Origin of the sequence: Paenibacillus sp. FSL R10-2736 (assembly GCF_038000245.1) — a bacterium.
Lineage (GTDB): Bacteria > Bacillota > Bacilli > Paenibacillales > Paenibacillaceae > Paenibacillus_AQ > Paenibacillus_AQ phytohabitans.
In genome coordinates, this window is sequence record NZ_JBBOBN010000001.1 from 2116363 (window position 1) to 2142913 (window position 26551).

Here is a 26551-nt window from a genome sequence, read left to right on the forward strand (position 1 = left end):
CATTTAAAGGCTGCGGAATTCTATAATTGTAATAGAAAGCGTTTCATATTTATAGGGGCAATCCCAGAAAAGACGGGGTGTAATGAAATGATAGCTGTTCATAAATTACGTGTGGAGTACAAAGACAATCCGCTGGGGCTGGATGTCCGTTATCCAAGAATCAGCTGGCAGCTGGATGCGGATGAGCGGGATGTCATGCAGCAGGCGTATCAGCTTCAGGCAGCAATGGATCAGGACTTCGGAAGCACGGTATGGGATTCGGGCAGAGTGGAGTCCGGACAATCCCTGCATATTGAGCTGAAGGAGCTGCAGCTGCAGCCTAAGCAGCGCTATTATTACCGGATCAGAGTATGGGATCAGCAGAACCGGCCTACAGAGTGGTCGGATACCGCCTGGTGGGAGACGGGCCTGCTCTCGCCGGAGGATTGGGAGGCAGAGTGGATTACAGCGCCGCTGGCTTGCCTGGATGTCCAGGCAGAGCAGGCTCCGCTGCTGCGGCGGAGCTTCCATGTAGACCGGCAGGTCACCCGGGCCAGAATGTATGTGACCAGTCTCGGTCTCTATGAAGTGGAGCTGAACGGTACAAGAGTCGGCGAGGATTATTTGACCCCCGGCTGGACCAGCTACAGCACCCGCCTGCAGTTCCAGACCTATGACATCACAAGGCAGCTGGCAGTGGGGGACAATGCGGTTGGCGCCTGGCTGGGGAACGGCTGGTACAAAGGAAACCTGGCCTGGGATAACAAAAAGCATGTGTTCGGCGACCGCACGGCCCTGCTGATGCAGATTCATCTCATCTATGCGGACGGGGTGGAGCAGATCATCCGGACGGATCATGAGTGGATGGTATCGCCCGGACCGCTGTTGATGTCGGAGATCTATCACGGCGAAACCTATGATGCCCGTCTGGAGCAGACCGGTTTCAGCAGGGCGGAGTACGATGACCAGTCATGGACGCCTGCGGAGATCCTTCCGTACACCAAGGATATTCTGCTGGCCCAGGAGAATGTTCCAGTGAAGGCTGTAGAGGAACTGATACCTATAGCAATCATGCGCACTCCGGCCGGGGAGACCGTGCTGGATATGGGCCAGAATATGGTCGGCTGGATGCGCTTCACGGTGGAAGGGCAGGCAGGACATGAATTTCAGCTGCGGCATTTCGAGGTGCTGGATCAGGAAGGTAATGTGTACACAGACAACCTGCGGGCAGCCAAACAGACAGTTACTTATATTGCCAAAGGCGGAGGCCGGGAGAGCTTCCAGCCGCGTTTCACCTTCCAGGGCTTCCGGTATGTGCAGCTGACCGGCTTCCCGGAGGACCTCAATCTGCAGGATTTCGCAGGTGTTGTCCTGCATTCGGATATGGAGCCGACCGGCAGCTTTACCTGTTCAAATCCGCTGCTGAATCAGCTGCAGCATAACATTCTCTGGGGGCAAAAAGGCAATTTCGTCGATGTGCCGACAGACTGCCCGCAGCGCGATGAACGGCTCGGCTGGACCGGGGATGCGCAGATGTTCATCCGTACGTCGGCGTATCTGATGAATGTGGCCCCCTTTTTCAGCAAATGGCTCAAGGATCTGGCGGCCGATCAGCTGGATAACGGCGGTGTCCCGTTCGTAATTCCCCATGTGCTGGATGAGAATTCCCATTCTTCCGCGGCCTGGGGCGATGCGGCTGTTATCTGTCCGTGGACGATTTATCAGTGTTATGGCGACAAGCGGATTCTGGAGCAGCAGTACAGCAGCATGCAGGGCTGGGTGGAGTATATCCGCCGGCAGGGGACGGATGAATTCCTGTGGAATACCGGCTTTCATTTCGGAGACTGGCTGGGCCTGGATGCCAAGCCGGACAGCTACATCGGCGCTACGGACAGGGACTATATCGCGACTGCCTTCTATGCCTATTCTGTAGAGCTTATGGGTAAGACTGCGGCAGTGCTGGGCAGAACAGAAGATGAGCAGTACTATTCACAGCTGCATGCGCGGATCAAACAAGCTTTTAACCGGGAATTCATCACGCCTGCCGGACGGATAAGTGTAGCTACACAGACAGCCTGTGTGCTGGCGCTGATGTTCGGTCTGGTGGAGGGTAAGGCGGAAGAACGCACGGTTGCCAAGCTTATAGAGCTGCTGGAAGAGAGCAAATATCATCTCACCACAGGCTTCGTCGGCACGCCTTATCTGAATCTGGTGTTGGCTGGAGCGGGGCATTATGATGCTGCCTACAAGCTGCTGCTGCAGACCGATTACCCTTCCTGGCTGTATCAGGTTACCCGGGGGGCGACGACCATCTGGGAGCATTGGGACGGGATTAAGGAGGACGGCAGCTTCTGGAGCAAGGATATGAATTCGTTCAATCATTATGCGTATGGGGCGATTGGCGATTTTCTGTACCGCTGTGTTGCCGGCATAGAGCAGGTGGAAGAGTATCCGGGCTATAAGCAGTTTCTGATTCAGCCGCATCCGGGAGGCGGACTGACTTCGGCTGCCGCCGGGCTGGAATCTATGTATGGGGAGATCCGCTCCGAGTGGACGATTGATTCCGGCAAAATAGAGCTGGTGACCGTAGTTCCGCCAAATACCTCGGCTACTGTGCTGCTCCCGGACGCTGTGCTGGCGGGTGTGCTGGAGAACGGGCAGGAGCTTCAGGCGGTCCGCGGTATTCATTCTGCCGAGCAGCTGGAGCAGTCGGTGAAGATTACGCTCGGCTCCGGTGAATACAGATTCGGATATGCCTTACGAAAGTAAGCGGTATAGCAGAGTTCCTGTGGAATGACGGGGCTCTGCTTTTTGTTGATTAGGAAATTATGAAATTCGTCTGTTGTGGATAAATTTCATTGGAATTTGGTTGGATAATTCAACTTCTGGTATGTGGTTTGATTCGCCCTTAGGACGAATTTGTTCTTATGCAGCTATATAGATTGAACTTCGGGAATAACCTACTCCATAGAACTCTGCGTTTGCAAATCCATTGGAGAGTAACTAGCGTGAAGTGCATAGCATTTAATTGTATTTTCTGCAGTTAAAAGACGGCGAGATTCCGGATTTTCCGGGTTAACTGTATTCTGTACAACTAAAAAAGCGGTGAGTCCCCTTTTACGAAATATGTGGATTTTTAAGTGTAGAAAGTGCAATTAAAACCCTCGCAGCGCAATAATCGCCCGCTTTAGTTGTACAAAATACAGTTATAGCTTAGACGGCGCGAATCCTGGCCCAGCCAGCTGTCCAAACGGGGAGCCCGGGACTAATCCGAAGGATTACCAGTTCAAGCTATCAAGCTATATAGGCACATTGCGCTATACAACCAGGGAATGATCCTCCAGGAAACGGATGAACTCCCGCATGCATTTACTGATGTAACGCTCCTTGTTCCAGATCAGCACAACGTTCCACGGAATGGACGGATTCCGCAGCGGCAGAATGCGCACATTCTGGTTGGATACCTTCTCACAGAGCGGCTCAGGCAGAAAAGCGATGCCCAGATTGGCCGACACCAGCTCGACCAGCAGATCCCATTGAGCGCTTTCATAAGCGATATTGGCTTCAAACCCTGCGCTGATGCAAGCTTCGATAATATGCTGCCGCATGGCAAACCCCTTGGCGAACAGGATCAGCGGCTCTTCCCGGAGATCGGTTAAGGCAGCCTCTTCGCGTGCCGCCAGCGGATGTGACTTATGGACAACAATTGCCAGATTCTCACGGACAAAAGGCTTGATTCCGAAGCTGCCCTCCCGGACGGGAAGCAGGACGGCGCCCAGATCAATACTGCCCTCCAGCACCATATTCTCAACATTTTTCGAGCCCTGTTCAATGAGCTCGAAGGAGATGTTGGGATATTTTTTTTGGAATGGAGTCACGACTTTGGGGACAAAAACGGAGCTGATCACCGGAGGAAGGCCAATCTTGATCGTACCGGTCTTAAGGTTGCTGATGTCGTCCAGCGTCATATGCAGATTGTCCACTGCGGCAATAATCAGCCTGATCTGCTCCATCGCCGCCATGCCGGCATCGGTCAGCCTGACATATTTGCCCGAACGGTCAAACAGGATGACGCCAAGCTCGTCCTCCAGGCTCTTAACCATCTTGCTGAGGGTGGGCTGGGTCAGGTGAAGCTTCTCCGCCGCCTTGGTGATGTTGTGCAAATTGGCCACTTCCAGCACGTATTTCAGGTTCCGCACATCCAAAAGTAAGCGCCTCCAATCTATGATATATTTTCATGGTTTGCATGCGATGTCTGAATTTTACCCCTAAAAAAGCGCGTTGTACACTGTATACATAAAGACATCCGCATCACATTTGTCAATGGGCTGCAGCAAAAAAACAGGAGGGGTTCGGTGTGGCGAAAGTAACGACGCTTGAAGAAATAGGCGAACTTGTGCATGACGGTATGACCATTATGGTTGGCGGTTTCATGGGAACCGGAGCACCTGATGCACTGGTAGGCATTCTGATGGACCGGGATATCAAAGACATTACGCTGATCTCCAGCGACACGGCTCTGGTCGATACAGGAGTAGGCCCGCTGGTCTTGGGCAGGCGGCTGAAGAAGGTGATCGCTTCGCATATCGGCACCAACCCGGAGACGGGCAGACAGATGCTCGCCGGGGAGCTGGCGGTGGAGCTGGTGCCACAGGGTACGCTTGCCGAGCGGGTGCGGGCTGGCGGTGCAGGGCTCGGCGGCATTCTGACGCCGACAGGAACGGGGACGATGGTCGCCGACAACAAGCAGACGCTGACCATTGAGGGCAGGGAATTTCTGGTGGAGCTGCCGCTGCGGGCTGATGTTGCCCTGCTGAAAGCACACAAAGCGGATAAGTCGGGCAATCTGGTGTACCGCAATTCGGCGCGCAATTTCAATCCGCTGATGGCGCTGGCCGCCGATCTTGTAATTGTTCAAGTGGATGAAATTGTGGAGACCGGGGAGCTTGACCCGAATATTGTGGTTACGCCGGGTGTCCTGGTCGATAAAATCATCTGCTATAAGGAGAGTGAATAACATGGATACGAAAGAGCTGATTGCACGCCGGGCGGCAGTTGAACTGCATGACGGGGACGTAGTCAATCTGGGCATCGGGCTGCCGACGCTGATCCCGAATTATCTGCCGGCAGGCATCAACATTATTCTGCAATCCGAGAACGGCTATATCGGACTTGGACCGGTGCAGGATACGATCATTCCCGATCTGGTCAATGCAGGAGGCAAGCCGGCTAACATTCTGCCCGGGGGTTCCTTCTTCGACAGTGCCACTTCCTTTGCGCTCATCCGCGGCGGACATGTGGATGTTACCATTCTTGGCGGGCTGGAGGTAGACGCGCACGGCAATCTGGCCAACTGGATGGTTCCCGGCAAAATGGTGCCCGGCATGGGCGGCGCCATGGATCTGGTCACGGGTGCAAAAAAAGTTATTGTCGCTATGGAGCATACCTCCAAGAACGGTGCTTCCAAAATCGTAAGCGACTGCACCTTGCCCCTAACCGCGCGCGGCGCTGTATCGTTGATTATCACGGAGCTGGCGGTATTCCGTTTCACCCCGCAGGGGCTGGTGCTGGAAGAGCTGGCTCCAGGCGTTGAATTGGAAACGGTTACAAATAAAACAGATGCAGCGTTTACGGTTTCTGCGGATCTGTCTCCCATGCGGAATATCCCTTCGGATGAGGTGTTGTTATGATTACAGCCCAAGAAATTGTCATTGTCAGTGCGGTACGGACGGCACTCGGCACCTTTGGCGGAAGTCTGGCCGGAATTGCCGCTGTAGATCTGGGGGCGCTGGTCATCAAGGAGGCGCTGCAGCGGGCAGGTGTTGCTCCGGAGCAGGTCGATGAAGTCATTATGGGCAATGTGCTTCAGGGCGGGCTGGGCCAGAATCCGGCGCGTCAGGCGGCAATGAAAGCGGGCATTCCAGTGGAGGCCTCCAGCCTGACCATCAATAAGGTCTGCGGTTCGGGCATGAAGGCGGTTCACCTGGCTGCACAGAGTATTATGGCGGGAGACAGTGAGATTATTGTAGCCGGCGGGATGGAAAATATGTCGAAGGCGCCTTATGTGCTGGATCAGGCCCGTTACGGCTACCGCATGGGTAACGGCACACTGATCGATACGATGGTAAGTGACGGCTTGACCTGCGCGTTCAACCAATACCACATGGGGATTACGGCTGAGAATGTCTCCGAACAATTCGGGATCAGCCGCGAAACGCAAGATGCCCTGGCGGCGTCCAGCCAGGAGAAGGCCGTGCGCGCCATTGAAGCAGGCCATTTCAAGGAAGAAATCGTACCTGTAGTCATTCCGCAGCGAAAAGGCGATGCCATCATCTTCGATACCGATGAGTTTCCGCGGAAAGGAACAACGGCCGAGAAGCTTGCAGGCCTGCGTCCGGCCTTTAAGCAGGACGGCAGTGTAACCGCCGGGAATGCCTCGGGCATTAACGACGGCGCTGCGGCGCTGGTCATCATGTCGGCGGAGAGAGCTGCGGCGCTGGGGCTGAAGCCGCTTGCGCGCATTCTATCTTACGCGTCCGGCGGTGTGGATCCTTCCATCATGGGGATGGGGCCGGTACCGGCAACGAAGAAGGCGCTGCAGCGGGGCGGCCTGACGATCAGCGACATCGATCTTATCGAGGCTAACGAGGCGTTTGCCGCCCAGATGCTGGCAGTAGGCCAGGTCCTGGACTTCCCGGAGGAGAAGGTCAATGTGAACGGCGGGGCCATCGCCCTGGGCCATCCCATCGGTGCGAGCGGCGCTAGAATTCTCGTAACACTGGTACATGCACTGAAGCAGCGCGGCGCACGCACCGGACTTGCCACGCTGTGCATCGGCGGCGGGCATGGCGTCACGACGATTATCGAGCGGATATAGAGCGAAGATAGAGCAAAGATAGATCGAAGATAGAGCAAAGATAGATCGAAGATAGAGCAAGGATAGAGCAAGGGTAGAGCGGATATAAGCTGCAGACATCCGCGAAGGCGCGCATCCTTAGCAGGATGATCAGAAGGTTTGTGAAATAGGGAACAATATTGTTGCAGGCAAAGCTCCTATATCCGGGGCTTTGCTTTTTTTGAATATTACGCCTGAATTTATATGCTTCGTATGATAACTTATCCTTCTATTTCTCGCTGAACGCACCGTCCTTTATAAGACGACGGCGTAGCCGTTTCCACTTGATAGCAAACTGTCAGGCCAGCTTCTCCTCCCTGGATCCATTTCTCCTGAAGCGGACTGAGATTCCTCTATTTCCTAAAATAACCTGTAATATAAGATGAAGCGGACTGAGATTCCGTTATCTTATTCATCTTAACCCGAAAGACGGCATTTCGGGTTATATAAGCGATTCTGTGGTCCGATTAACCGGCAATTTCGCCGAATTTACTCAAATAACGGATTCTCAGTCCTCTTCGGTGACGGACAAGTTATGAAGATTGCGGCACGATATCGTTTTCTTAGCATAACTACGTCAAATCAGAGCTAGCACGGTACAGGCTTTAAGGGGCTTGACCATGGAAGTTCTAGTAATGACAAACTCTAGTAACTGGAGCCTTGTTTATATTGACTTTACGGCCGGGCACACGTAACATCAAGACGCATCCGCGGTGCCGGGCCTCCAGAGTAATGATGAAGAACTACCCGATACGATGTTATTGCACTGAAACCTCAAACTTCGTGCCGGCATCCCCTGCGAACACAATCGATCCTCCCGCAGGCAGCGTGATCTGATCCTTGCCTCCGATGACACTGAAATAGATGCATGTTCCCTTGGCATCATAAACGGCGAAGGAGGCTTTCGAGGGCATACTCACCTTGATGTTCTTGCCCCCGTCTTTGTCGCTTATCGTATACCACCTGGCGTGTCCGCTCGGCGGAATCGTTACGGTTGACTTCTTAGCGAAATTAGTAGGCTTCAAGGCGTCCTCGTTCACTAAGATGAATCCGGCAAGATTCAAGTACTCAACGCCATCTTGTGTAAAGAACGTAAGACCGGAGAGATCCCGCCCGCTGTTTCCCGGAATTTGCAATTCGGAGACGGCTGAATCCGGACCGGTTATTCGCTTATCGAGCACGTACCCCGGCAATTGCTCCGACACATTCAATTCGGTGGGAGGCAATACGAGATAACCGAGCGACGTATACTTCGCATTCAGCAGATAATACTTCTTGCCGTCGCGCTTCATCCATGCTTCCCTGGTTTCTGCCGGAAGCTCTTGGGGCTGGAGCTTCTCGGAAGTGTACTCTGACGATGCGGTCTGCCCAAGACCCGGCACCGAAACGTATTGACGAATCCATAAGTAAGTGCGGCCGTTCTCCTCTTTCACGAAGCTGACCATCGCATTTCCATCCGAACTATGAAACATGCCGTCCCTTGAATAGTTGAAGATCTGTTTCGGATTATTGGAGGGCTGTTCCGAAGTAATGGACAAGACGCCGCCTGCGGATATTTTGATATTCATCATTGTACCAGTCGCGCCATAGATTCCCGAATACTGCAGCATGGACTCCGGGATGTCAGCTTGTACCGGCGCACCGTATGACTTCTCAGGCTTAAATTCAGTAATTGTACCTTTTTCCTTCAATGCCTGCAGCAGAATTTCGTTCGCCATGAGCTGATTGTACATGCCGCTCCCGCCGGAAGAGACAACAGCTGCCGCTATGTCCTGTCCGGGAAGCACAACGAGCGACGCTTTATAGAGAGTGATTTCCCCGCCTTTGGTCAGCGCCTTTATTCCGTATTCACTGAAGGGATACAGATCGACACTGTCCCAGCCGAGACCGTATCCGATGGAGTTGTCCGCATCGTCAGGCCAGAGTGGCGTCTTATACTCGTCTTGTGCCATGAGCGCAGCCGATTTGCCGGCCAATACTTCTTCCGCTTCTCCCGTGAAAAGTTGCGAGAACCGGGCCAAATCTTCCGCTGTGGAATAAATGCCGCCCATTCCGATCGCGTTGACCGTCTGGTCCGGAAGTTGTCCGGGATATGCAGGATAATAGAGTCCCGCCATCTTTGCCCTGTCCGGTGAATCGAGCGGCGTCAGCGTATTCATCATACTCAGGGGTTCCGTAATATACCGGTGGACATAAGAGGTGAAGTCCATGCCGCTGACCCGCTCGACCAGAATCTCGGCCAGTGTAAATCCGTCATTGCAGTACACCGAATAAGCGCCCGGGTCCGCCTTCAAGGTCTGACCGGACAGTTGCTTCAGCAGTGTGTCGTGGGCATAAGTATCGTTGTCTTCGAATAAATCAGCGTTCACGTTCGACGATCCGTTCAGCCCGGAGGAATGATTCAGCAGCATGCGCGGCGTAATCTGCTTGTAGCGTTCATCCGTCATCGTAAACTCCGTGATATACCGGATGACCGGCGTGTCGAGACCGATTTTCCCTTGTTCGGCCAGCTGCATAACGGCAACCGTGGTAAACATCTTACTTATCGAGGCGATCCCGTACATCGTGTCTTTCGTGAGCGGGTTCAGGCCCTGCTCATCATTCTTGCCGGATTGGCCAGATACGGTGATGCTGCCATGATCGATAAGGGCGTATTGCACGCTGTTCGTGGCATATGTAGTTGTGAGAAGTTCTGCTTTCTCCTGTGCGGCTTGCCGGGTAATTTCGTAAGTGGGTTCAGCTTGCTGTGGAGGCGAGTCCGCTTCCGCCGTTGACACGGCTTGCGGAGCAGCACTTGACAGGGTTACCTCAGCCGTATTCAGTGCTTCTGCTACGTTCTGCATTTCAGCCACTGGTGTGTTGTCATTGCAGGCGGTTAGTAGGAGAAGCAGACACAAGAATAGTACAGCTGCGGTTCTCCACCGATTTCTTATCATTTGAACTCTCCCTCTCCAGGATTTCTTTATTTATTGAAGATATTTATTGAAGATAGGATAGCAAATTATAAATTCGATCACCAGAACGGCTAGGATGGCAGAGATTATGATCTTGCTGCGCGAATTGGCCCAATTGATCGTCCAGCCGAAACCACGGGTGTTCGGAACGATCAACGCCGGATCTTCAGGATTCACGTAGAGGCGGCCAAGCCACTTCCAGTGCTTTTCCTCCAGCGACGGAACGTCCCTCAGCTGATCAATACCCTTGATTCGCATATACAGGATGACGCCGAACAGTGCGACTAAGAGTGCTGTACAGAGCGACATGCCGGAGAGGAAGAGCAGATTTCCCTTCCAGCCGTACAATGTTATGGCTTGCGTCACCCCGTAGAATATAACCATCAGGAGCGACGCGCTCCAAGCCAGAAGCGAATGGATTCTCTTGTGCTTCAACTGTTTCTGCAGCGAACCTTCCCGGTTCTGGGGATCCAGCGATGTTCTGGCACGGTTGATCAGCAGGTTGTAGCAGACGAACACGGTAATATTCAGTGCTTGCATGATGTTCAAAGAGAACACTGTCCATCCGGTTTTGTAAAAGCTATAAATTCCGAGATGCAGTACTTGCGGAATTCTATCCCACCTGGCAATAGCAAAGGAGATGCATAGCGCGATAACGCCGGCATTTGCACAGTACCACCAGGAGCTCAGCACCGGGCTATGCGTCCGGCCAGCCGTGAGGCTGGCTGCGCGCTTCGTCTGCACTGCAGCTTTCCAGCCTCTGGCTGCCTTCAAGTGTTGCGCGGATATCCGGCTTAGCCGGGCTGCGAAGGATGAAGCAATCATTAAAAGCAAGAAAGATGACGTCAAAATCAGGAGACCCTGCGCCGGTTGATGGCGCAGCCAGAACAAGCAGGCACCCCCGATTAAGGCCGCAAAAATGCTGGTTAGCAAAGCGTAATTCCGGCGGATGGCGCGGACGGACGGGTCCTTCAGGGCCTCCTCCGGCAGCACAATGCCGAATAGAACGGTCCGCAAGCCGGTATAGACCTGTAAGCTGAGCATCAGAGCAATCATCAAATAGCTGCTGGATATAATAATCATCTGTTCTTGTGTCACCGTTATTCCCCTCCACGGTTCGTAATTATATCCCGGTATACCGATTTGCTCTCCTGCGCGAATACCTCTTCCGCCATGCCACGTACCGCAGCCGCTGCCGCAAGAGAGCGCAGCTGCCTCCGGAGTTTTGCCTCGAACGCTTCCGTCACACCGGGCATCCCGTCCGGCTGAACAATAACGCCCGTCTTCCGGTGCACTTGAAGCAAGCCTTCCTGCTTAAGCAAATTGTAGGCTTTGTTGACGGTATGGAGATTGATCCCGAGGTCCTCAGCCAGTCTCCGGATCGACGGAAGCGGATCGCCCGGCTTCAGCTCGCCTGACGCGATCCCTTCGGTCAATTGATCGGCCAGCTGCGTGTACAGCGGGGTGTCCGATTGCAGATCGAGCTCTATGAACACGAATATCCCTCCTTATGGTTATTTCTGTATTCAAAATACATTTTGTTTGTTATATTACATATATAACATATATATTGAAAGTGGTGCAAGATTCAGCAGAAAATTGTTCCACTACCTTGTGATTAATGCTGATGCATATGGATATATAAGGTAATAGAATTATCTCTTAAAGGGGGTGTTTATCTTCTTTAAAGCCAAAAGGAGAAGAAAAAAATTTGATGAATTAAAAAGAGAGTTGAGATTCTACCAACCGATATTCGAATACGTCTCGTATGACGTTCACTGGGTGATGCTAAACAGGCGCCTGTTAAGGATCCTGGTAAGAAGAATCGAAACTATGTATGAAATAGAGCAGCAAGCTCTGGAAGCAGCAATTGACTTAGACAACAATACGATTGAATACATTGAACTGCTGACACTTTTTTTTGAGAACAGAATTACTGTATTACGTGACTATTTTGATCAGTATTACATGTCCATTAATCCATTAATACAAGAATCTCCTGATTTTTTTTACGGTCATTTTGATTACATTACAAAGATTTTAATAAACATCAAAGCTGAAATTAAAAGAAAGCAAATCTCCATGCTTCAGCTTCGATATTTGAATAATTATGTATTTTTCTTTTATATGGAAATAGTCCAAGGTATAAACAGATTTGAACAAGTCTCTAAGGAGCTTGAGCAGCTATAACACAAAACAGCAAAACAGCGGTCCCCCAGTTAACGGGAGGACCGCTGCTTAACTTTGTATGAGGACTGAATAATCTGGCTTACTGCGCAGTATACCCGCCATCGATCAGCAGGGTAGAACCGGTGACGCCCCCGAGGCGCTCGCTGGCGATCAGCATGGCGTAGTCGGCGATTTCTTCAACGGCCAGCAGGCGTTTCTGCGGGACGAGCGGATAGATGACCTCCTCCAGCACGCTCTCCAGCGGCACGTTCCGGGTTCGGGCCAGATCCTCCATTTGTCCGCGTACCAGTGGGGTGTCCACATAACCCGGGCAGAGGGCATTCACTGTAATGCCGTGGGCAGCGCCTTCCAGTGCGGCGACCTTGGTCAGCCCGATCAGGCCGTGTTTGGCGCTGTTGTAAGCGGCTTTGCCGGCAAAGCCGATGACTCCGTTAATGGAGGCCATGTTGATAATGCGGCCGTAGCCTTGCTCCTTCATAATCGGGAAGGCATGCTTGATGCCGATAAAAGCGCCGGTCAACATCACCTTCAGCATGAACTCGAATTTCTCCACGGGGAAATCCTCAATCGGCGACACATGCTGCAACCCTGCGTTGTTCACCAGAATATCCAGTCTTCCGTAGACTTCTTTAGCTTTGGCAATCGCCGCGCTGTATTCCACCTCCTGGGTAACATCGCATCTGAGGCCATAGGCTTCATAGCCCTGGGCTTGCAATTCTTCGGCGGCGTTGACGGCCAACTCCTCACGTACATCGGAAATGACTACCTTGGCGCCTTCATGGGCGAACTTGCGGGCAATCTCCAGACCGATGCCGCTGGCAGCGCCGGTGACGAATGCTACTCTATTTTCCAAAAATCTGCTCATTTCTGCATAACCTCCATGGGGATGAATTAGAAGATGGATAGAACGATGGCAAGGGTGAATACGGCAATTGTCTTCAGGCAGGTGATGGCAAAGATATCCTTATAGGATTGCTTATGCGTAAGTCCGGTAATCGCCAGCAAAGTGATGACGGCACCGTTGTGTGGAAGCGTATCCATACCGCCGGATGCCATGGAAGCGATGCGGTGCAGCATTTCCGGGCTGATCCCCAGCGTCTGGGCCATAGACAGGTACGATTTGCCCATGACCTCCAGGGCGATCGATAAACCGCCTGAAGCGGAGCCAGTTACTCCGGCGAGAATGTTGACGGACAATGCTTCGGAAATTAGCGGATGATCGCTGATATTCATAATCCATTCCTGGATGGATTTGAAGCCTGGAAGTGTTTTGACGACGTTACCGAAGCCAACTTCAGATGCTGTATTGAAAATGGCCAGCAGGGAGCCCATAGCTGCGGCGGTCAGGCCAGCGGCCATTTTGCCTTTGACCTGGCGGATATTGATACATCCGGCAGCGATAACCCCGATGCAGAGGGCAATAATCAAGGCCCAGCTTGAGGATACGGTTTTGACATTGGCGATATTGAAGGTTTCCAGCAGCTCGCTGCTGTACCAGTTGGTTACTGACATGGACGTCCGGCTGAGCAGGAAGTTGAATACGAGCACCAGCAGAAGCGGCAGAACGGAGATCCAGATGTTTGGATATTTGGCGTTCTCCAGCACTTCCGGTTCGTTCTTATGGCCGGTGCCATAGCCTTCCCCGTTAGCAGCTGCCTGCTTGCGGCGGCGTTCCAGCCACCACAGGCCGCCGATGAAGACGATCAGCGCGCCGGCAATACCGACGAGCGGAGCAGCATAGGCATCTGTACCGAAGTAAGTGGTCGGGATGATGTTCTGAATCTGCGGCGTACCCGGCAGGGCATCCATCGTATAGGTGAACGCTCCAAGTGCGATGGTGCCGGGAATGAGCCGTTTCGGGATATCGGCTTCACGGAAGATCGCTACAGCGAACGGATAGACCGCGAAGGCTACGACAAAGAGCGATACGCCGCCATAAGTCAGTACGGAGCAGGCGAGTACAACGGCAAGCATGGCTCTCTTTGAGCCGAGCGCTTTGACAATCGTCTGGGCGATGGACGAGGCAGCGCCGCTAAGCTCCATCATTTTACCGAAGATAGCGCCTAGCAGGAAGATCGGGAAGAAGTTCTTTACGTAGTTTGCCGCATTCAGCATGTATACTTCGGTGTAACTCGGCATCAGGGCGACCCCTGAGATAACTACCGCAAGCAGTGTGAATATAGGTGCAAAAACAATAACCGGAAACCCCCGGTAAGCGAAGAACATCAGCAGGCCAAGCGCCAGAACGATGGCTAAAACCTGAATAACCATGAGAACCCCCCTAATTAAATGTGTAACCTACTTTTTGCTTAAACGGAACCATAGCTCTGTTCCAGAAAACCTCGAATATGCTTTCGTCCCTTCCAACCTTGTGCGCGCAGGTCATTTGTTATGATGGTAACGCTTACATTCAAAGTGTACAACAGCATTCAGCAGGCGTAAAATTCAAGCGGTGCATGCAATCCATGAAAAAATTTTATGGATAGGCCGGGACTATTTCTCCCACATCGCTTCAGACAGGAAATCATTTCTGCACTTGCTTTTTGGCTGTATAAAATATATTATAGATAAATAAAGTCTTTGATTAGAAAAAAAGTCCATACTTAAGGTGGAACAAGACATGAAATACTCAAAAGCAACGAACTACGCGCTGCACACGATGCTGTTCCTGGTGGCGTACGCTCCGGATAAGCCGGTAGGAGTGCAGCAGCTTGCCGAACGGCAGAATGTATCCCCGACGTATTTGTCCAAAATCCTGACCAAGCTGGTGAAGGCGGGGCTGGTGGAATCCGCATCCGGCGCGAATGGCGGGTATCGGCTGAGACGCAGGAAGGAAGAGATCTCGTTCCTGGATATTATCCATGCGATCGAAGGTACGGCTTCGCTGTTTGACTGCACACTTAATCATTCCAGCGAGTGTCTCATCCAGCAGGAGATGGTGAAGGCCGAAGGGCAGATGGAGGAGTATTTGCGCAATAAAATGATGTCCGAGCTTGCCGGAAAATTAACGGAGAGCCATTGAGCTCCGTTATTTTTTCGAGAATTTCATAGATATTATAAGTCTGTTAAGTCTGCGAAATAAGAGAGGATGGGTTAGAGATGAACAACGGATTATTTAATGCAGCAGTATGGGAGAAGGCCTGGAAGGAGGATCCCAAGGCAATGGCCAACAAGTTCAAAGCGATGGGGATGGACCCGCATCACAGCTTTGATCATAAGGCGAAGGTGTTCAATGAAGAGGTATTCAGTAGTGCGGGAAGAGACAGAAGTGAGCGGATTATCAGCTGGATGGAGGGCCAGGGAGTAGATTTCAAAGGACTGACTGTCCTTGATGTGGGCGCGGCTTCGGGCGGCTTCACCGTACCTTTTATCGAGAGAGGGGCCAAGGTAACGGCAGTAGAGCCTAATATTCCGCTGTCTGAACTGTTTCTGCACAACACCGCAGGCTACGCCCCCGGTCAAGTGGAGCTGGTACGCGAAGCCTTTGAGGATATCGATATTGCGGCCAAAGGCTGGCTGAACGCCTTCGATCTTGTGTTTGTATCCATGTGTCCGGCGGTATTTGACTGGGAGAGTGCGGAGAAGGTTATTAGCTGTGCCCGGCAATACTGCTATATCAGTACATCGGCGGGGGTTCAGGAGCATAGCCTCATGAATGAAGTGCTGCCTCTGCTGACGGGCCGGGCGGTGCATGCGGAATCTTCGGATATGGCCTACCTGATGCAGCTACTGTATTTGAAGGGATATTCCTACGAATCGATTGTGACCCGCGAGACGAAAAGCAAGGAGCTATCCGTAGATGCAGCGCTTGCTGAAGTAATAGAGATGCTGCCTATGCATCATTTGGACGGGAAAGAGGGTACCCTGAAGGTTGTTACGGATTATTTGCATACTGCTTATCCTGATCAAAAGGTAGTGATCCGCCAAGGCGGACGGTTCGGCAAGGTGCTGATCAAGCTGCAGGATCTCAATATGTACAGCAGAGCAGCTGCAGCCAAGGAGTAAATCATAACAGCATAGATACATGACATTGTCTTTCCATAGAAAGATGCTATCATAGAGAGTAGATCCCCACGCGGGATCTATTTTATTATCCGGGAGGACTGAGGGCTATGAGTTTGAGCAAGCGTATTTTCGAGCATGACCTGATGAAGAAAGTGGGTGAAATCTACTATGAGCCATAGTCTCATAACGATTTCCCTGCGCCAGGAGCTGGTGCAGCAGCTGGTCTATCTCGATGAGCATAAATTCGTTATTCTGGACCGGGGCACATGGGAGTCGCCCGCCGAGCGGGCGGAGATTCAGTCCATGATCAGGAGGTATCAGGAGGCGGTGGAGCAGATTCTGTCCGGCGGGGATGAAGCGCTGGAGCAATCCACTGTTCTGGTCGGGTCGCGGGTATCACTGCGGATCGGGCAGGAAACGCTGAAGGATGCCTACAGAATTGTAATTCCGGGCGAAGCTGAGCTGGATGAATTCTGCATCTCCCTCTGGTCTCCGATGGGCAGGGGGCTTATTCTGGCGCGTCCCGGCGATACCGTCACGATCCAAACCCCGTTTGGCAGTGATGAAGTGCTGATTCTGGATAATGTGTATGATTGAACGGGCAGGAAGTGCAGTAACTGACTAGGGCGGTTAATAAAAAAAGGCGAAAATCAGCAGAGCAGCGATCCTCCAATAACGCGAGGATCGCTGCTCTGTTTTAAGATTGAAGATACGATTCCCGCTTAAACAGCGGAGAGCACAGCGATTGGAACAACGGTCTGTTCGCGGAGCGTCCTCACGAGCGCCCAGGCGGCGATTACAATTCTTCGATTTCCTGGAGCCAGAGTGCAGCGGATGCATCACTCGGCATACGCCAGTCGCCGCGCGGCGAGAGGCTGACCGTACCGACCTTTGGTCCGTCCGGCAGGCAGGAGCGCTTGAACTGCTGGGTGAAGAAGCGTGTAACGAATACCTTCAGCCAGGCAACGAGCTGCTCTTTGGGGTAAGCCTCACCGAAGGCGTGCTGGGCGAGGTAGAGCATTTTGCCGGGCGAAGCCCCTGTACGCAGCATGTAATAGAGGAAGAAATCATGCACGATGTAAGGTCCCAGGATGTTCTCTGTGAGCTGAACGATCTCTCCGGTAGCGGAAGGCGGCAGCAGCTCCGGACTGATTCCGGTCTCGATGATGCTGTACAGGAACTTGTTGACTGTTTCATCGGCTTCATGATCCGCATACCAGGCGACGACATACTGGATCAGCGTCTTCGGAATGCCCGAATTCACGCTGTACATCGACATATGGTCGCCGTTATAGGTGCACCATCCAAGCGCCAGCTCGGATAAGTCGCCGGTACCGATGACGATGCCGCCGTTCTTATTAGCGAGGTCCATCAGAATCTGTGTGCGTTCCCGGGCTTGGACGTTCTCATAAGTCAGGTCATGCACATCTTTGTCATGGCCGATGTCCTCGAAGTGCTGGAGACAGGCGGCCTTGATATCAACGACCTGCAGCGAGGCGCCGAGCGCTTTGATCAGCCCGACCGCATTGTCGTAGGTCCGGTTTGTTGTGCCGAAGCCCGGCATCGTGACGGCAAGCACATCGCTGGCCGGACGGCCGAGCAGCTCCATCGCCCGCACTGCGACCAGCAGCGCAAGCGTAGAGTCGAGGCCGCCGGAGATGCCGATTACGGCCTGCTTGGTGCCGATGTGGCGGATGCGCTTCATCAGGCCGGAGGTCTGAATCGAGAGGATTTCCTGGCAGCGTTCGTCACGCTGCAGTGGATTACCCGGGACAAACGGATTGACACCCACTGTCCGCTTCAGTTCACGCTGGCTGTTCTCACGGACGGGTGAAACGTAGAGCAGCTCGCGGAAATTGCGGCCGCCCTTGCCGGCCCGGAAGGTACCCATCACGGTGCGGGAATATTGAAGCCGCGGCAGGTCGATGTCGGCGGTGATCATCCGGCTCTCATGGGTGAAGCGCTCAGACTCGGCCAGCAGCTGGCCGTTCTCCGCGATCAGCGAGTGCCCGCCGAAGACAACATCCGTGGTGGATTCGCCGGTATTGCAGCCGGCATAGACATACCCGGCTACGCAGGAAGCGGACTGGCTGCCCACCAGCTGGCGGCGGTAATCGGCTTTGCCGACCAGCTCATTGCTGGCAGACGGGTTGAACAGCAACGTTGCCCCTGCTTGGGCCAGCAGGCTGCTTGGCGGCACCGGCACCCAGAGATCCTCACAGATCTCCACGCCGAAGGATACATTGCCATTGCTCTCGCAGGCAAAGATGAGATCATTGCCGATCGGTACAACGGCTCCGCCGATCCGCAGCTCGGACACTTCCAGTTCTTCCGCACCGGCGAACCAGCGCGGTTCGTAGAATTCGCTATAACCGGGAATGCAGGTCTTCACGACAATTCCGAGAATTTGACCCTGCTGGATGACGGCAGCGCAGTTGAACAGCCGGCTCTTGATGGAAATGGGCAGGCCGGCAATGACGATCATCTTATGTTCTGCCGTTGCGGCAGTGATCCGGAGCAGTGCCTCCGTGGCGGCGTCAAGCAGCCTGGGCTGCAGGAACAGATCCGCACAGGTGTACCCCGTGATGCACAGCTCCGGGAGTACCAGGTACTCCACCTCCTGTGCCGCGGCTTTATTTATCACTTCAATAATTTGTCCGGAATTGAATACGCAGTCGGCCACCCTGAGCTCGGGGGAAGCGGCAGCGACCCGCGCGAATCCGTGATTCAGCATGCATTTCACCTGTCCTTTACCTGTCCTTTAGTAGAAGTACACTATCTAAATATTGTACCCATGAATTGGCATCGGTAACAAGCGGGGATTTGCAGCAGGGTGCGGCAACCGAAGGGGACGCGCTTTTTTCGTGGATTAGGAATTCATAACATTCCCGTAAATCCTGCAAATAAGGATAACTTCGAAGAAGCACCTGAAGAAAAGGGTAACAGCATTGGCAGTTGGCAGGAGTGAGTGTGGTAGCGTTGGCGGCAGGCAATAATTGGATTTTCTCCACTTGATCATGAACGGAGGCGCATTTGCCGGGCAGCAGTTGGATAAACAGCACTTACTTTACCGGAAATAGTCTGGAGTAGGGGGAACGCTCGAAATTAAATGACGTTTTTCCAACTAATTACCTCTGACGCTTCAAAACATCCAAATCAAGATACGTTTCTCCAATTGCTACTAATGATGCAGAGCCAGAGTGGGTATGACCAATAATCACCATTTAAGCAGCTGCTAATTTCAATGCGGGATTCTGCCGGTACCTAACCATTAATTTTTGGGGTGGACTAACGGACCATGGGGCTCCCCTTCTCGAATCCGTAATCCCGTTCAACCTTACACACTCTTGTTTTATAAGTGAGATACCAATCTGAGATACCTTTGCTTTGTGCGACCAAGTGCCGTTCGTTATGCTTCCATTGCTGGATAGCCTCGAGAGAATCCCAATAAGAGACAGTAATCCCTAAACCATCTCTGGCGCTCTCTACTCCAAGAAATCCAGGCTGGGCGGCTGCGAGTTTGTCCATTTCCTCGGCCATCTCCGCATATTGGTTATCCCCGTCTGTCCGTTCAGATGTGAAAATCACGGCATAATAAGGGGGCTCTGGTGTGTTGGCAATTTCACTCATGACTTTCCCTCCATTTGATTGGAATGTTGCTATTTCATTTATCTATTTTATTATCTAATTCTTTATCTATAGTAGTGCATCTATGATCGGGATGTATAGCCTGGCGGACGAACCGGCCTGTCAGAGCTTCATGAAGCACGCTCCGGTCCACAGAAGCGGGATGGCGGAGAAGGGATTGTGCAGCGGTAAAACAAAGGGCGGAGGAGCAAAATCCGCGATTGAACCCACGGGCCTGCTCGCTGCGTTTGCGTGCACGCTGGTTTTGGGTTAGAATTTTGCCGAGAAGAAGGGAGGGCATGTATATGCCGTTAACAGGAAAAGAATTGATCGAGGAAGTCCGGGCGACCGAGGTGCCCTATGGCTGTCTGGCCGTCTGGTTTCTGGGACAAGCCAGTGTGATTATCAAAGGGGCAGAGGTGACCGTTTATATTGATCCTTATGTCTCTCCTGACCCGGACCGGACGTTCCCGCCGCCGATTCCGCCTGCGGAGATTACGAACATGCAGGTATGCCTGATCACCCATGACCACTCGGATCATCTGGATGAGCGGGCATTGCCGATGCTTGCAGAGCTCAATCCCGCAGCCCGGTTTATAGCTCCGGCAGTCTGTCTGGAACGGTTGCAGGGACTCGGAATACAGAAGGAGCGCCTAACCGCAGCATTGCCTGCTAATGCAGCAGAACCCGCACCCGGCCTGCAGGTGTTCCCGGTTGCTGCGGCGCATGAAGAGCTGGAGCGCGATGAACAGGGCAACCCCAAGTATGTCGGCTACATCCTGCAGCTGAACGGGGTCACGCTGTATCATGCCGGAGATACGGTTCTGTTCCCTGAGCTGATTGAGGAAGTCGGCAGCCGGAAGATTGATCTGGCGCTGCTGCCGATTAACGGCCGTGACTACTACCGGGGAAGCCGCAATATTGTCGGCAATATGAACTACCGGGAAGCGGCGGAGTTTGCGGCGACCAGCGGTTTTGAGACCGTCGTTCCGCTGCATTATGATCTGTACGCCGGTAACGCCGAGAATCCCGGGTATTTCGTCGATCATCTGTACCGCCACTTCCCGGAGCAGAAATTTCATATGATGGCCAGAGCCGAACGGTTCGTATATGTGTCGGCGCAGGCTTTTAAGAACAGCACTCCAGACTCCAAGTAAGCGCATTCAAAAGATCAGCCGAATTTCTTGAATACCATCCACAAAAGCGAAATCAGACACACGCCGACGGCGGCGAGAACCAGCGGAAACCACAGCGGAGCGGAGGTTGCAGCAATCTGGATCATCCCCATTCTGTGGTTCACCTCCTTCCGGTGCAGAGTTTGCGCTACTGCAGCGCAGGATAGAGCAGAGACACCTGATATTTGCTTAAGAAATCAATCCATTCTTCGGACGGCCGCTGATCGGTGACGATATAATCGACCTTGTCGAAGCTGAACAGCCGGATGAAGGCGATCCGGTCGAACTTGGAATGGTCGGCCAGGAGGACAACTTTGTTCGCCTGCTGCTGCATCAGCACCTTTAGCTCGGTCTCCGCTTCGTTCGAATCGCTGAGTCCCCCGGTCATGGAGAGCGCCTTACAGCTGAAGATGGCCACATCCACATTATATTTCAGGATCGTCTGCGACGCAGTCGGCCCTACAAAAGAGCTGGTCTCCGGACCCAGGATGCCTCCCGTAGAAATGAGCTTCTGTCCGGAATGCTGGAACTCTGACAATACCGCCAGGGAATTGGTGATGATTGTCAGATTTTTTTTGTCCTCCACGATTCTCCGCAAGCCTTCAAAAGCCGTTGTGCTGGTATCAGTCATCACACTGTCCCCGTCACTGATCAGCTCCAGCAGACATGCGGCAATCATCCGCTTCGCTTCAATATTGACCTGATGCCTGTGGGAGTAGGAGGGGTCCTCGTTGGTATGGGCGTTCAGAATGGCTCCGCCGTAATTCTTCTTGGCAATGCCCTCTTTATCCAGCCGGTCGAGATCACGCCGGATGGTCTCCTCCGATACACCGAATTTCTGCGCCAGGTCCGCTACGTGAACCTTCTTATGCCTGTATAGCTCGTTGATTACCAGATCCCGCCGTTCAAAAGCCTTCATCGCGTTGCCCACCCTTGATTAAATAGTTCTAGCCATAGTATATCAACTAGTTTACTACATATTTCTCCAAAACTTAAACTATTAAAATGAGCATGATCCCACACTATATTTGAATTATATCACACAATACCACATAAAAATCAAATAAAAAGTGTGGAATATTGTTGACTTTATGGGTTTTGAAATCTATGATGGAGAAGAAAAGGATTAGTCGGCGGAGAATGCCCATAGCTTCCAGACAGTAGCAGGCTATATTTGATAGCGCTTACTAATCGGAGTGTACAGCTCCAATGAAATTATTTTATCCATCATTGATTCCGGGGAGGAACGGCAGTGACAGCAAATTATCCGAAGATTGGTATACGGCCTACGATTGACGGCAGAAGACGCGGGGTGCGTGAATCGCTTGAGGCCCAGACTATGGGGATGGCACAGCGTGTGGCGGCATTTTTGCAGGAGAATTTATTTTATCCGGACGGTTCGCAGGTGGAGTGTATTATTGCTGATTCTACCATTGGCGGTGTGAAGGAAGCTGCGGCGGCAGCGCAGAAGTTCGCAGGTGCGGGTGTAGGCGTATCAATTACGGTCACACCTTGCTGGTGTTACGGATCAGAAACGATGGATATGGATGCTTCGATTCCGCATGCGGTATGGGGATTTAACGGAACGGAACGCCCCGGGGCGGTGTATCTGGCGGCAGTGCTGTCTGCTTATGCGCAAAAAGGCATTCCGGCCTTCGGCATCTACGGCGAAGATGTTCAGGAATCCAGCAGCGAAGAGATCCCGGCGGATGTACAGGCCAAGCTGCTCCAGTTCGCGAAGTCGGCACTTGCGGCTGCGCTGATGAAAGGGAAGTCTTATCTGTCGATGGGCTCCGTATCCATGGGGATCGCCGGCTCCATCGTCAACGAGCAGTTCTTCCAGGAGTACCTCGGCATGCGCAATGAGTATATCGATATGTCTGAATATGTCCGGAGATTCGAGGAAGAGATCTATGATCCTGAGGAATTGGGGCGGGCACTGGCCTGGGTTAAGGACAACTGCCGGGTGGGAGCGGACAATAACCCGCAGCATCTGCAGCTCAGCGAAGAGGTTAAGGAAGAGCAATGGGAGACCTGTGTCAAAATGGCGCTGATCGCCCGCGATCTGATGATCGGCAATCCGGAGCTTGCGAAGCTTGGCTTCGAGGAAGAAGCAAACGGCCACAACGCTCTGCTGGGCGGCTTCCAGGGCCAGCGTCAATGGACGGACCATTTCCCGAACGGTGATTTCATGGAGACGATTCTTAACTCCTCGTTCGACTGGAACGGCAGACGGGCACCTTATATTGTCGCGACCGAGAATGACAGCCTGAACGGGGTCACGATGCTGTTCAATTATCTGCTGACGAATACGGCGCAGATTTTTGCCGATGTCCGCACCTTCTGGAGTCCGGCTGCAGTGAAGCGTGTGACCGGATACGAGCTGGAGGGGGCGGCGGCAGGCGGTCTGCTGCATCTGATTAACTCCGGTTCAGCGGCACTGGACGGAACCGGTGAGCAGAGCATTGACGGCAAGCCGGCGATCAAGCCGTTCTGGGACATCACGGATGAGGAAGCGGCTGCCTGTCTCGCACAGACCCAGTTCCGCCCGGCCTCGCAGGAATATTTCCGCGGGGGCGGCTTCTCGACAGATTACCTGACCAAGGGCGGAATGCCGGTCACCATGGCCCGGCTGAATCTGGTTAAGGGCCTGGGGCCTGTGCTCCAGCTGGTGGAAGGCTTCACGGTGGAGCTGCCGGGAGAAGTGCATGATACGCTGGATCAGAGAACGGACCCTACCTGGCCGACAACCTGGTTCGCACCTAAGCTGACAGGCAAGGGCTCGTTCCAGTCTGTCTATGATGTGATGAACAATTGGGGCGCCAACCACGGTGCGATCAGCTACGGGCATATTGGAGCCGATCTGATTACACTGGCCTCGATCCTGCGGATTCCGGTCAGTATGCATAACGTGGAGGAATCGCGTATTTTCCGGCCGCGTGTCTGGTCGCTATTCGGCACAGAGGATCTGGAAAGTGCTGACTACAGAGCCTGCCGTAACTTTGGGCCGCTCTACTAAATCTTCAAAGTGAAGCGGGTGCGGAGAACATGGGCGAAGAGATAATCAAGCTGCTGGCCATCGATCTGGGTGCCAGCTCCGGCAGGGTCATGCTGGGAACGTATGCTGGAGGGAAGGTGGAGGTGGAAGAAATCCGCCGCTTCCCTAACGGGCCCGTAGAGGCTGACGAGCAGTTGTACTGGGATGTCCAGCAGCTGTTTCATGAGATGAAGCAGGGGATTCTGGAGGCCGTGAAGTCCCGCGGCCCATTGCAGTCTTTGAGTGTCGATACCTGGGGAGTCGACTATGGCTTCCTGGATGCTGAGGGGGAGCTGCTGTACTCCCCGCATCACTACCGGGACCAGCGGATGGAGGGTATTGCTTTGGCGTTGGAGGCTGCCCTGCCTCCTGAAGAGCAGTTCAGGCTGACGGGCAACCAGTCCAGTACGATTAATACAGTGTATCAATTATTTGCCGATTTGCAGGCTAATCCTGAGCTTACACAAAAGGCCAGTCTGCTGCTGATGATGCCTGACCTGTTCAATTATATGTTCAGCGGCACGGCGGTCGCCGAGCAGACCATCTGGAGCACCAGCGGCCTGCTGAATCCGGATTCGTCTGCTCCGGCAAGCGAAGTGCTGCGCAGGCTGGAGCTGCCGGTGGAGCTGATTCCCCGGCTGGTGCCGGCGGGCACTGTAATCGGCGAGCTTCGGCCAGGCCTGCAGGAAGAGCTTGGTTTCGGCCCGCTCAAGATCATTGCCGGGGCTTCGCATGACACTGCTTCCGCTGTTGCTTCCATCCCTTACGGGCTTGGAGGCTCGAACGGCGGAGAGGGTTCCGCCGCCTTCATCAGCTGCGGAACCTGGTCGCTGGTCGGCCTGGAGACTGAGGAGCCCGTACTTAGCGCCGAGGCCGACGCCTACGGCTTCACCAATGAGAGCTGCTTCGGCGGCACTAACCGCCTGCTGAAGAATATCACCGGCCTGTGGCTGCTGCAGGAGACCCAGCGCGGCTGGGCAGAAGCGGGAGAACCGCTCAGCCATCAGGAGGCGGCAGAGCTGGCTGAGGGGCTGGACCGGTCGACAGCGCGCATAGCCGTTCTGGACCCGAACGATCCCCTCTTCAGCACCCCGGGGGATATGCCGCTGCGGATTGAATCGTATTGTATCCGCACAGGCCAGCCTGTACCGCAGAGCCGGGCGGAGATCATCCGTACCATTCTGGAGAGTCTGGCCCAGTCTTACGCCAGCACGATCCGTGAACTGGAGACACTTACAGGCAGCCCGATCAGTTGCATTCATATGGTCGGCGGAGGTATCCAGAACAAGCTGCTATGCCAGCTTACAGCGGATGCCACAGGCAAAGAAATCATTGCCGGACCAGTAGAGGCGAGTGCAATTGGCAACGTATTGGTGCAATTGACGGCACTGGGAGCGATTGAAGCATCCAAAGCCAGAACAATTGTAGCCCGTTCCAGTGCCCCTGTCAGGTATCAGCCGGCTTTATCAATTATCCATAGCGATCAAGGAGGACAATGATGAATACGAAGGAAGAGGAATTGCGGCGGCTTATCTGTGATATCGGCCGCAATCTGTTTAATAAGGACTTTATTGCCGCCAATGACGGCAACATCTCGGCACGCTTGTCGGCTACAGAGGTAATCACCTCACCAACAGGAGTCAGCAAAGGCTATCTGCAGCCGCATATGCTGGTCAAAGTGAATCTGCAGGGAGATATCCTTGAAGCTGCGGAGGGCTACCGGCCATCCACGGAAGTGAAGATGCATCTGAAGATTTACAATGAGCTGCCGGAGATGGGCGGCGTAGTGCATGCGCATCCGCCGTATGCTACCGCTTTTGCCATCAAGGGTGAAGCGCTCGACAAGATGATGATGCCGGAGTCGGTGATTGCCATGGGGGATATTCCACTGGCGGTATACGGAACGCCTTCAACCGAGGAGATTCCCGATTCGCTGATCCCCTTTCTCGGCAAGAAGACGGCGGTTCTGCTGGAGAGCCATGGTGCATTGACCTGGGGCAAGGATGTCATGGCTGCTTATATGAATATGGAGCGGCTGGAATATACGGCGAAGCTAACCTTCCTGACCCGGATGATCGGTGGGGAACGTGAGCTGCCTCATCACCGGATCGAGGAACTGGTAGCTTTGAGATCGTTCTACGGCATGTAAACTGCTACGGCTTTGACACAGGATTGAAGGAGGACAGAAGTCATGCTCAAAAAAATACCCAAGCTCCTCTCCCCCGAGCTGGTCCGTACCCTGATGGAAATGGGCCATGGGGATGAACTGGTTCTGGCGGATGCCAATTATCCGGGCCACGGGCTGCATTCCAGAGTGCTCCGGGCGGACGGCATTGGTATTCCCCGGCTGCTGGACGCGATCCTGGAGCTGCTTCCGCTGGATCATTATGTACCCGCACAGGCGGCATTCATGGCTGTGGTGGAGGGTGATCCTACCGTTCCGGTGATATGGGAGACGTATAAGGAGATCCTGGCCAAACATGACAGTGCGGCACAGGTGGAGTATGAGGAGCGTTATGAATTCTACAACCGCTCGAAGCGGAGTTATGCGATCGTGATCACCGGGGAAGAGGCGCTGTACGGGAATATTATTCTCACCAAAGGCGTAATCCCGCCGGATGCCGGGGTATAACAACAGGTTCAAGTCTGCGTAATATCGCAGGATAAAGGATAATCCTTCTGTTTAAAT

At 53.3% G+C, this 26551-nt stretch carries 22 protein-coding genes; 13 read left to right on the forward strand and 9 right to left on the reverse strand.

Annotated features, from left to right (window positions below; genetic code table 11):
* Window positions 1-87 precede the first annotated feature (87 nt).
* Window positions 88-2748 (forward strand): glycoside hydrolase family 78 protein, encoded by a 2661-nt coding sequence (locus tag NSQ73_RS08730; RefSeq protein ID WP_340986166.1) that lies wholly within the window; start codon window positions 88-90, stop codon window positions 2746-2748.
* A 548-nt stretch (window positions 2749-3296) separates the two neighbouring features.
* On the opposite strand, the gene NSQ73_RS08735 is transcribed toward NSQ73_RS08730, so the two are convergent.
* Window positions 3297-4178 (reverse strand): LysR family transcriptional regulator, encoded by an 882-nt coding sequence (locus NSQ73_RS08735; protein ID WP_340989238.1) that lies wholly within the window; start codon window positions 4176-4178, stop codon window positions 3297-3299.
* Window positions 4179-4336: 158 nt separating this feature from the next.
* On the opposite strand from NSQ73_RS08735, the gene atoD reads away from it, so the two are divergent.
* Genes atoD through NSQ73_RS08750 form a run of 3 tightly spaced genes read left to right on the forward strand, consistent with a single transcriptional unit; the run spans window position 4337 to window position 6856 of the window.
* Window positions 4337-4996, forward strand: coding sequence for an acetate CoA-transferase subunit alpha (atoD, locus tag NSQ73_RS08740; protein WP_340986167.1), 660 nt, complete (start codon window positions 4337-4339; stop codon window positions 4994-4996).
* 1 nt (window position 4997) lies between these two features.
* Window positions 4998-5669 carry a 3-oxoacid CoA-transferase subunit B gene (locus tag NSQ73_RS08745; RefSeq protein ID WP_340986168.1) on the forward strand — a complete coding sequence of 224 codons (672 nt, stop codon included), beginning with the start codon at window positions 4998-5000 and terminating at the stop codon, window positions 5667-5669.
* Complete coding sequence (locus tag NSQ73_RS08750; RefSeq protein ID WP_445669486.1) at window positions 5666-6856, forward strand: acetyl-CoA C-acetyltransferase; 1191 nt, start codon at window positions 5666-5668, stop codon at window positions 6854-6856. The genes NSQ73_RS08745 and NSQ73_RS08750 overlap by 4 nt, the downstream gene beginning before the upstream one ends.
* A 776-nt stretch (window positions 6857-7632) precedes the next feature.
* On the opposite strand, the gene NSQ73_RS08755 is transcribed toward NSQ73_RS08750, so the two are convergent.
* From NSQ73_RS08755 to NSQ73_RS08765, 3 genes are read right to left on the reverse strand one after another with little or no spacing between them, the layout of a single operon-like run.
* Window positions 7633-9810 carry a serine hydrolase domain-containing protein gene (locus NSQ73_RS08755; RefSeq protein ID WP_340986169.1) on the reverse strand — a complete coding sequence of 726 codons (2178 nt, stop codon included), beginning with the start codon at window positions 9808-9810 and terminating at the stop codon, window positions 7633-7635.
* Between the two features lie 30 nt (window positions 9811-9840).
* A complete protein-coding gene (locus tag NSQ73_RS08760) occupies window positions 9841-10926 on the reverse strand; it encodes a DUF5808 domain-containing protein (protein ID WP_340986170.1) in 1086 nt (361 codons plus the stop codon).
* A 2-nt stretch (window positions 10927-10928) separates the two neighbouring features.
* Window positions 10929-11324 carry a GntR family transcriptional regulator gene (locus NSQ73_RS08765; protein WP_042138822.1) on the reverse strand — a complete coding sequence of 132 codons (396 nt, stop codon included), beginning with the start codon at window positions 11322-11324 and terminating at the stop codon, window positions 10929-10931.
* 337 nt (window positions 11325-11661) lie between these two features.
* Between NSQ73_RS08765 and NSQ73_RS08770 the strand changes: the two genes are divergently transcribed.
* Entirely contained in the window at window positions 11662-12018 is a 357-nt protein-coding gene (locus tag NSQ73_RS08770; protein WP_340986171.1) for a hypothetical protein, read from the forward strand.
* 79 nt (window positions 12019-12097) lie between these two features.
* Here the strand turns inward: NSQ73_RS08770 and NSQ73_RS08775 are convergent, their stop codons facing one another.
* Window positions 12098-12883, reverse strand: a complete 786-nt coding sequence (locus tag NSQ73_RS08775) for a 3-hydroxybutyrate dehydrogenase (protein ID WP_171718173.1) — start codon at window positions 12881-12883, stop codon at window positions 12098-12100.
* 26 nt (window positions 12884-12909) lie between these two features.
* On the reverse strand, window positions 12910-14289 hold the full coding sequence (locus tag NSQ73_RS08780; protein WP_039295304.1) for a GntP family permease: 1380 nt from the start codon (window positions 14287-14289) through the stop codon (window positions 12910-12912).
* A 349-nt stretch (window positions 14290-14638) separates the two neighbouring features.
* On the opposite strand from NSQ73_RS08780, the gene NSQ73_RS08785 reads away from it, so the two are divergent.
* The 3 genes from NSQ73_RS08785 to NSQ73_RS08795 all read left to right on the forward strand — a co-directional run bounded on the left by NSQ73_RS08785 (window position 14639) and on the right by NSQ73_RS08795 (window position 16620).
* Entirely contained in the window at window positions 14639-15040 is a 402-nt protein-coding gene (locus tag NSQ73_RS08785) for an RrF2 family transcriptional regulator (RefSeq protein ID WP_039295309.1), read from the forward strand.
* A 77-nt stretch (window positions 15041-15117) separates the two neighbouring features.
* Window positions 15118-16023, forward strand: coding sequence for an SAM-dependent methyltransferase (locus tag NSQ73_RS08790; RefSeq protein ID WP_340986172.1), 906 nt, complete (start codon window positions 15118-15120; stop codon window positions 16021-16023).
* Between the two features lie 168 nt (window positions 16024-16191).
* The gene (locus NSQ73_RS08795; RefSeq protein WP_171718175.1) at window positions 16192-16620 is read left to right on the forward strand and encodes a GreA/GreB family elongation factor; all 429 of its coding nucleotides are present in this window, start codon (window positions 16192-16194) and stop codon (window positions 16618-16620) included.
* Between the two features lie 199 nt (window positions 16621-16819).
* On the opposite strand, the gene NSQ73_RS08800 is transcribed toward NSQ73_RS08795, so the two are convergent.
* Complete coding sequence (locus NSQ73_RS08800) at window positions 16820-18757, reverse strand: NAD(+) synthase (RefSeq protein ID WP_340986173.1); 1938 nt, start codon at window positions 18755-18757, stop codon at window positions 16820-16822.
* 554 nt (window positions 18758-19311) lie between these two features.
* Window positions 19312-19653, reverse strand: coding sequence for an antibiotic biosynthesis monooxygenase family protein (locus NSQ73_RS08805; RefSeq protein WP_340986174.1), 342 nt, complete (start codon window positions 19651-19653; stop codon window positions 19312-19314).
* Window positions 19654-19955: 302 nt separating this feature from the next.
* On the opposite strand from NSQ73_RS08805, the gene NSQ73_RS08810 reads away from it, so the two are divergent.
* Entirely contained in the window at window positions 19956-20807 is an 852-nt protein-coding gene (locus NSQ73_RS08810; protein WP_340986175.1) for an MBL fold metallo-hydrolase, read from the forward strand.
* 166 nt (window positions 20808-20973) lie between these two features.
* On the opposite strand, the gene NSQ73_RS08815 is transcribed toward NSQ73_RS08810, so the two are convergent.
* Entirely contained in the window at window positions 20974-21744 is a 771-nt protein-coding gene (locus tag NSQ73_RS08815; protein ID WP_039295325.1) for a DeoR/GlpR family DNA-binding transcription regulator, read from the reverse strand.
* Between the two features lie 333 nt (window positions 21745-22077).
* On the opposite strand from NSQ73_RS08815, the gene NSQ73_RS08820 reads away from it, so the two are divergent.
* From NSQ73_RS08820 to fucU, 4 genes are read left to right on the forward strand one after another with little or no spacing between them, the layout of a single operon-like run.
* Window positions 22078-23844, forward strand: a complete 1767-nt coding sequence (locus tag NSQ73_RS08820; RefSeq protein ID WP_340986176.1) for an L-fucose isomerase — start codon at window positions 22078-22080, stop codon at window positions 23842-23844.
* A 29-nt stretch (window positions 23845-23873) separates the two neighbouring features.
* Complete coding sequence (locus tag NSQ73_RS08825) at window positions 23874-25361, forward strand: rhamnulokinase (RefSeq protein WP_340986177.1); 1488 nt, start codon at window positions 23874-23876, stop codon at window positions 25359-25361.
* Window positions 25358-26011, forward strand: a complete 654-nt coding sequence (locus tag NSQ73_RS08830; RefSeq protein ID WP_340986178.1) for a class II aldolase/adducin family protein — start codon at window positions 25358-25360, stop codon at window positions 26009-26011. The genes NSQ73_RS08825 and NSQ73_RS08830 overlap by 4 nt, the downstream gene beginning before the upstream one ends.
* Before the next feature lie 42 nt (window positions 26012-26053).
* Window positions 26054-26494 carry an L-fucose mutarotase gene (fucU, locus tag NSQ73_RS08835; RefSeq protein WP_340986179.1) on the forward strand — a complete coding sequence of 147 codons (441 nt, stop codon included), beginning with the start codon at window positions 26054-26056 and terminating at the stop codon, window positions 26492-26494.
* Window positions 26495-26551 lie beyond the last annotated feature (57 nt).

Bases quoted from the DNA above. Each gene is read 5' to 3' on its own strand.
- NSQ73_RS08825 (WP_340986177.1), top strand. From the start codon at position 23,874: ATGGGCGAAGAGATAATCAAGCTGCTGGCCATCGATCTGGGTGCCAGC.
- NSQ73_RS08775 (WP_171718173.1), bottom strand. From the start codon at position 12,883: ATGAGCAGATTTTTGGAAAATAGAGTAGCATTCGTCACCGGCGCTGCC.
- NSQ73_RS08800 (WP_340986173.1), bottom strand. From the start codon at position 18,757: ATGCTGAATCACGGATTCGCGCGGGTCGCTGCCGCTTCCCCCGAGCTC.
- NSQ73_RS08750 (WP_445669486.1), top strand. From the start codon at position 5,666: ATGATTACAGCCCAAGAAATTGTCATTGTCAGTGCGGTACGGACGGCA.
- NSQ73_RS08830 (WP_340986178.1), top strand. From the start codon at position 25,358: ATGATGAATACGAAGGAAGAGGAATTGCGGCGGCTTATCTGTGATATC.
- NSQ73_RS08785 (WP_039295309.1), top strand. From the start codon at position 14,639: ATGAAATACTCAAAAGCAACGAACTACGCGCTGCACACGATGCTGTTC.
- NSQ73_RS08780 (WP_039295304.1), bottom strand. From the start codon at position 14,289: ATGGTTATTCAGGTTTTAGCCATCGTTCTGGCGCTTGGCCTGCTGATG.
- NSQ73_RS08795 (WP_171718175.1), top strand. From the start codon at position 16,192: ATGAGCCATAGTCTCATAACGATTTCCCTGCGCCAGGAGCTGGTGCAG.
- NSQ73_RS08815 (WP_039295325.1), bottom strand. From the start codon at position 21,744: ATGAAGGCTTTTGAACGGCGGGATCTGGTAATCAACGAGCTATACAGG.
- NSQ73_RS08755 (WP_340986169.1), bottom strand. From the start codon at position 9,810: ATGATAAGAAATCGGTGGAGAACCGCAGCTGTACTATTCTTGTGTCTG.
- NSQ73_RS08790 (WP_340986172.1), top strand. From the start codon at position 15,118: ATGAACAACGGATTATTTAATGCAGCAGTATGGGAGAAGGCCTGGAAG.
- NSQ73_RS08770 (WP_340986171.1), top strand. From the start codon at position 11,662: ATGTATGAAATAGAGCAGCAAGCTCTGGAAGCAGCAATTGACTTAGAC.
- NSQ73_RS08810 (WP_340986175.1), top strand. From the start codon at position 19,956: ATGCCGTTAACAGGAAAAGAATTGATCGAGGAAGTCCGGGCGACCGAG.
- NSQ73_RS08745 (WP_340986168.1), top strand. From the start codon at position 4,998: ATGGATACGAAAGAGCTGATTGCACGCCGGGCGGCAGTTGAACTGCAT.
- NSQ73_RS08730 (WP_340986166.1), top strand. From the start codon at position 88: ATGATAGCTGTTCATAAATTACGTGTGGAGTACAAAGACAATCCGCTG.
- fucU (WP_340986179.1), top strand. From the start codon at position 26,054: ATGCTCAAAAAAATACCCAAGCTCCTCTCCCCCGAGCTGGTCCGTACC.
- NSQ73_RS08805 (WP_340986174.1), bottom strand. From the start codon at position 19,653: ATGAGTGAAATTGCCAACACACCAGAGCCCCCTTATTATGCCGTGATT.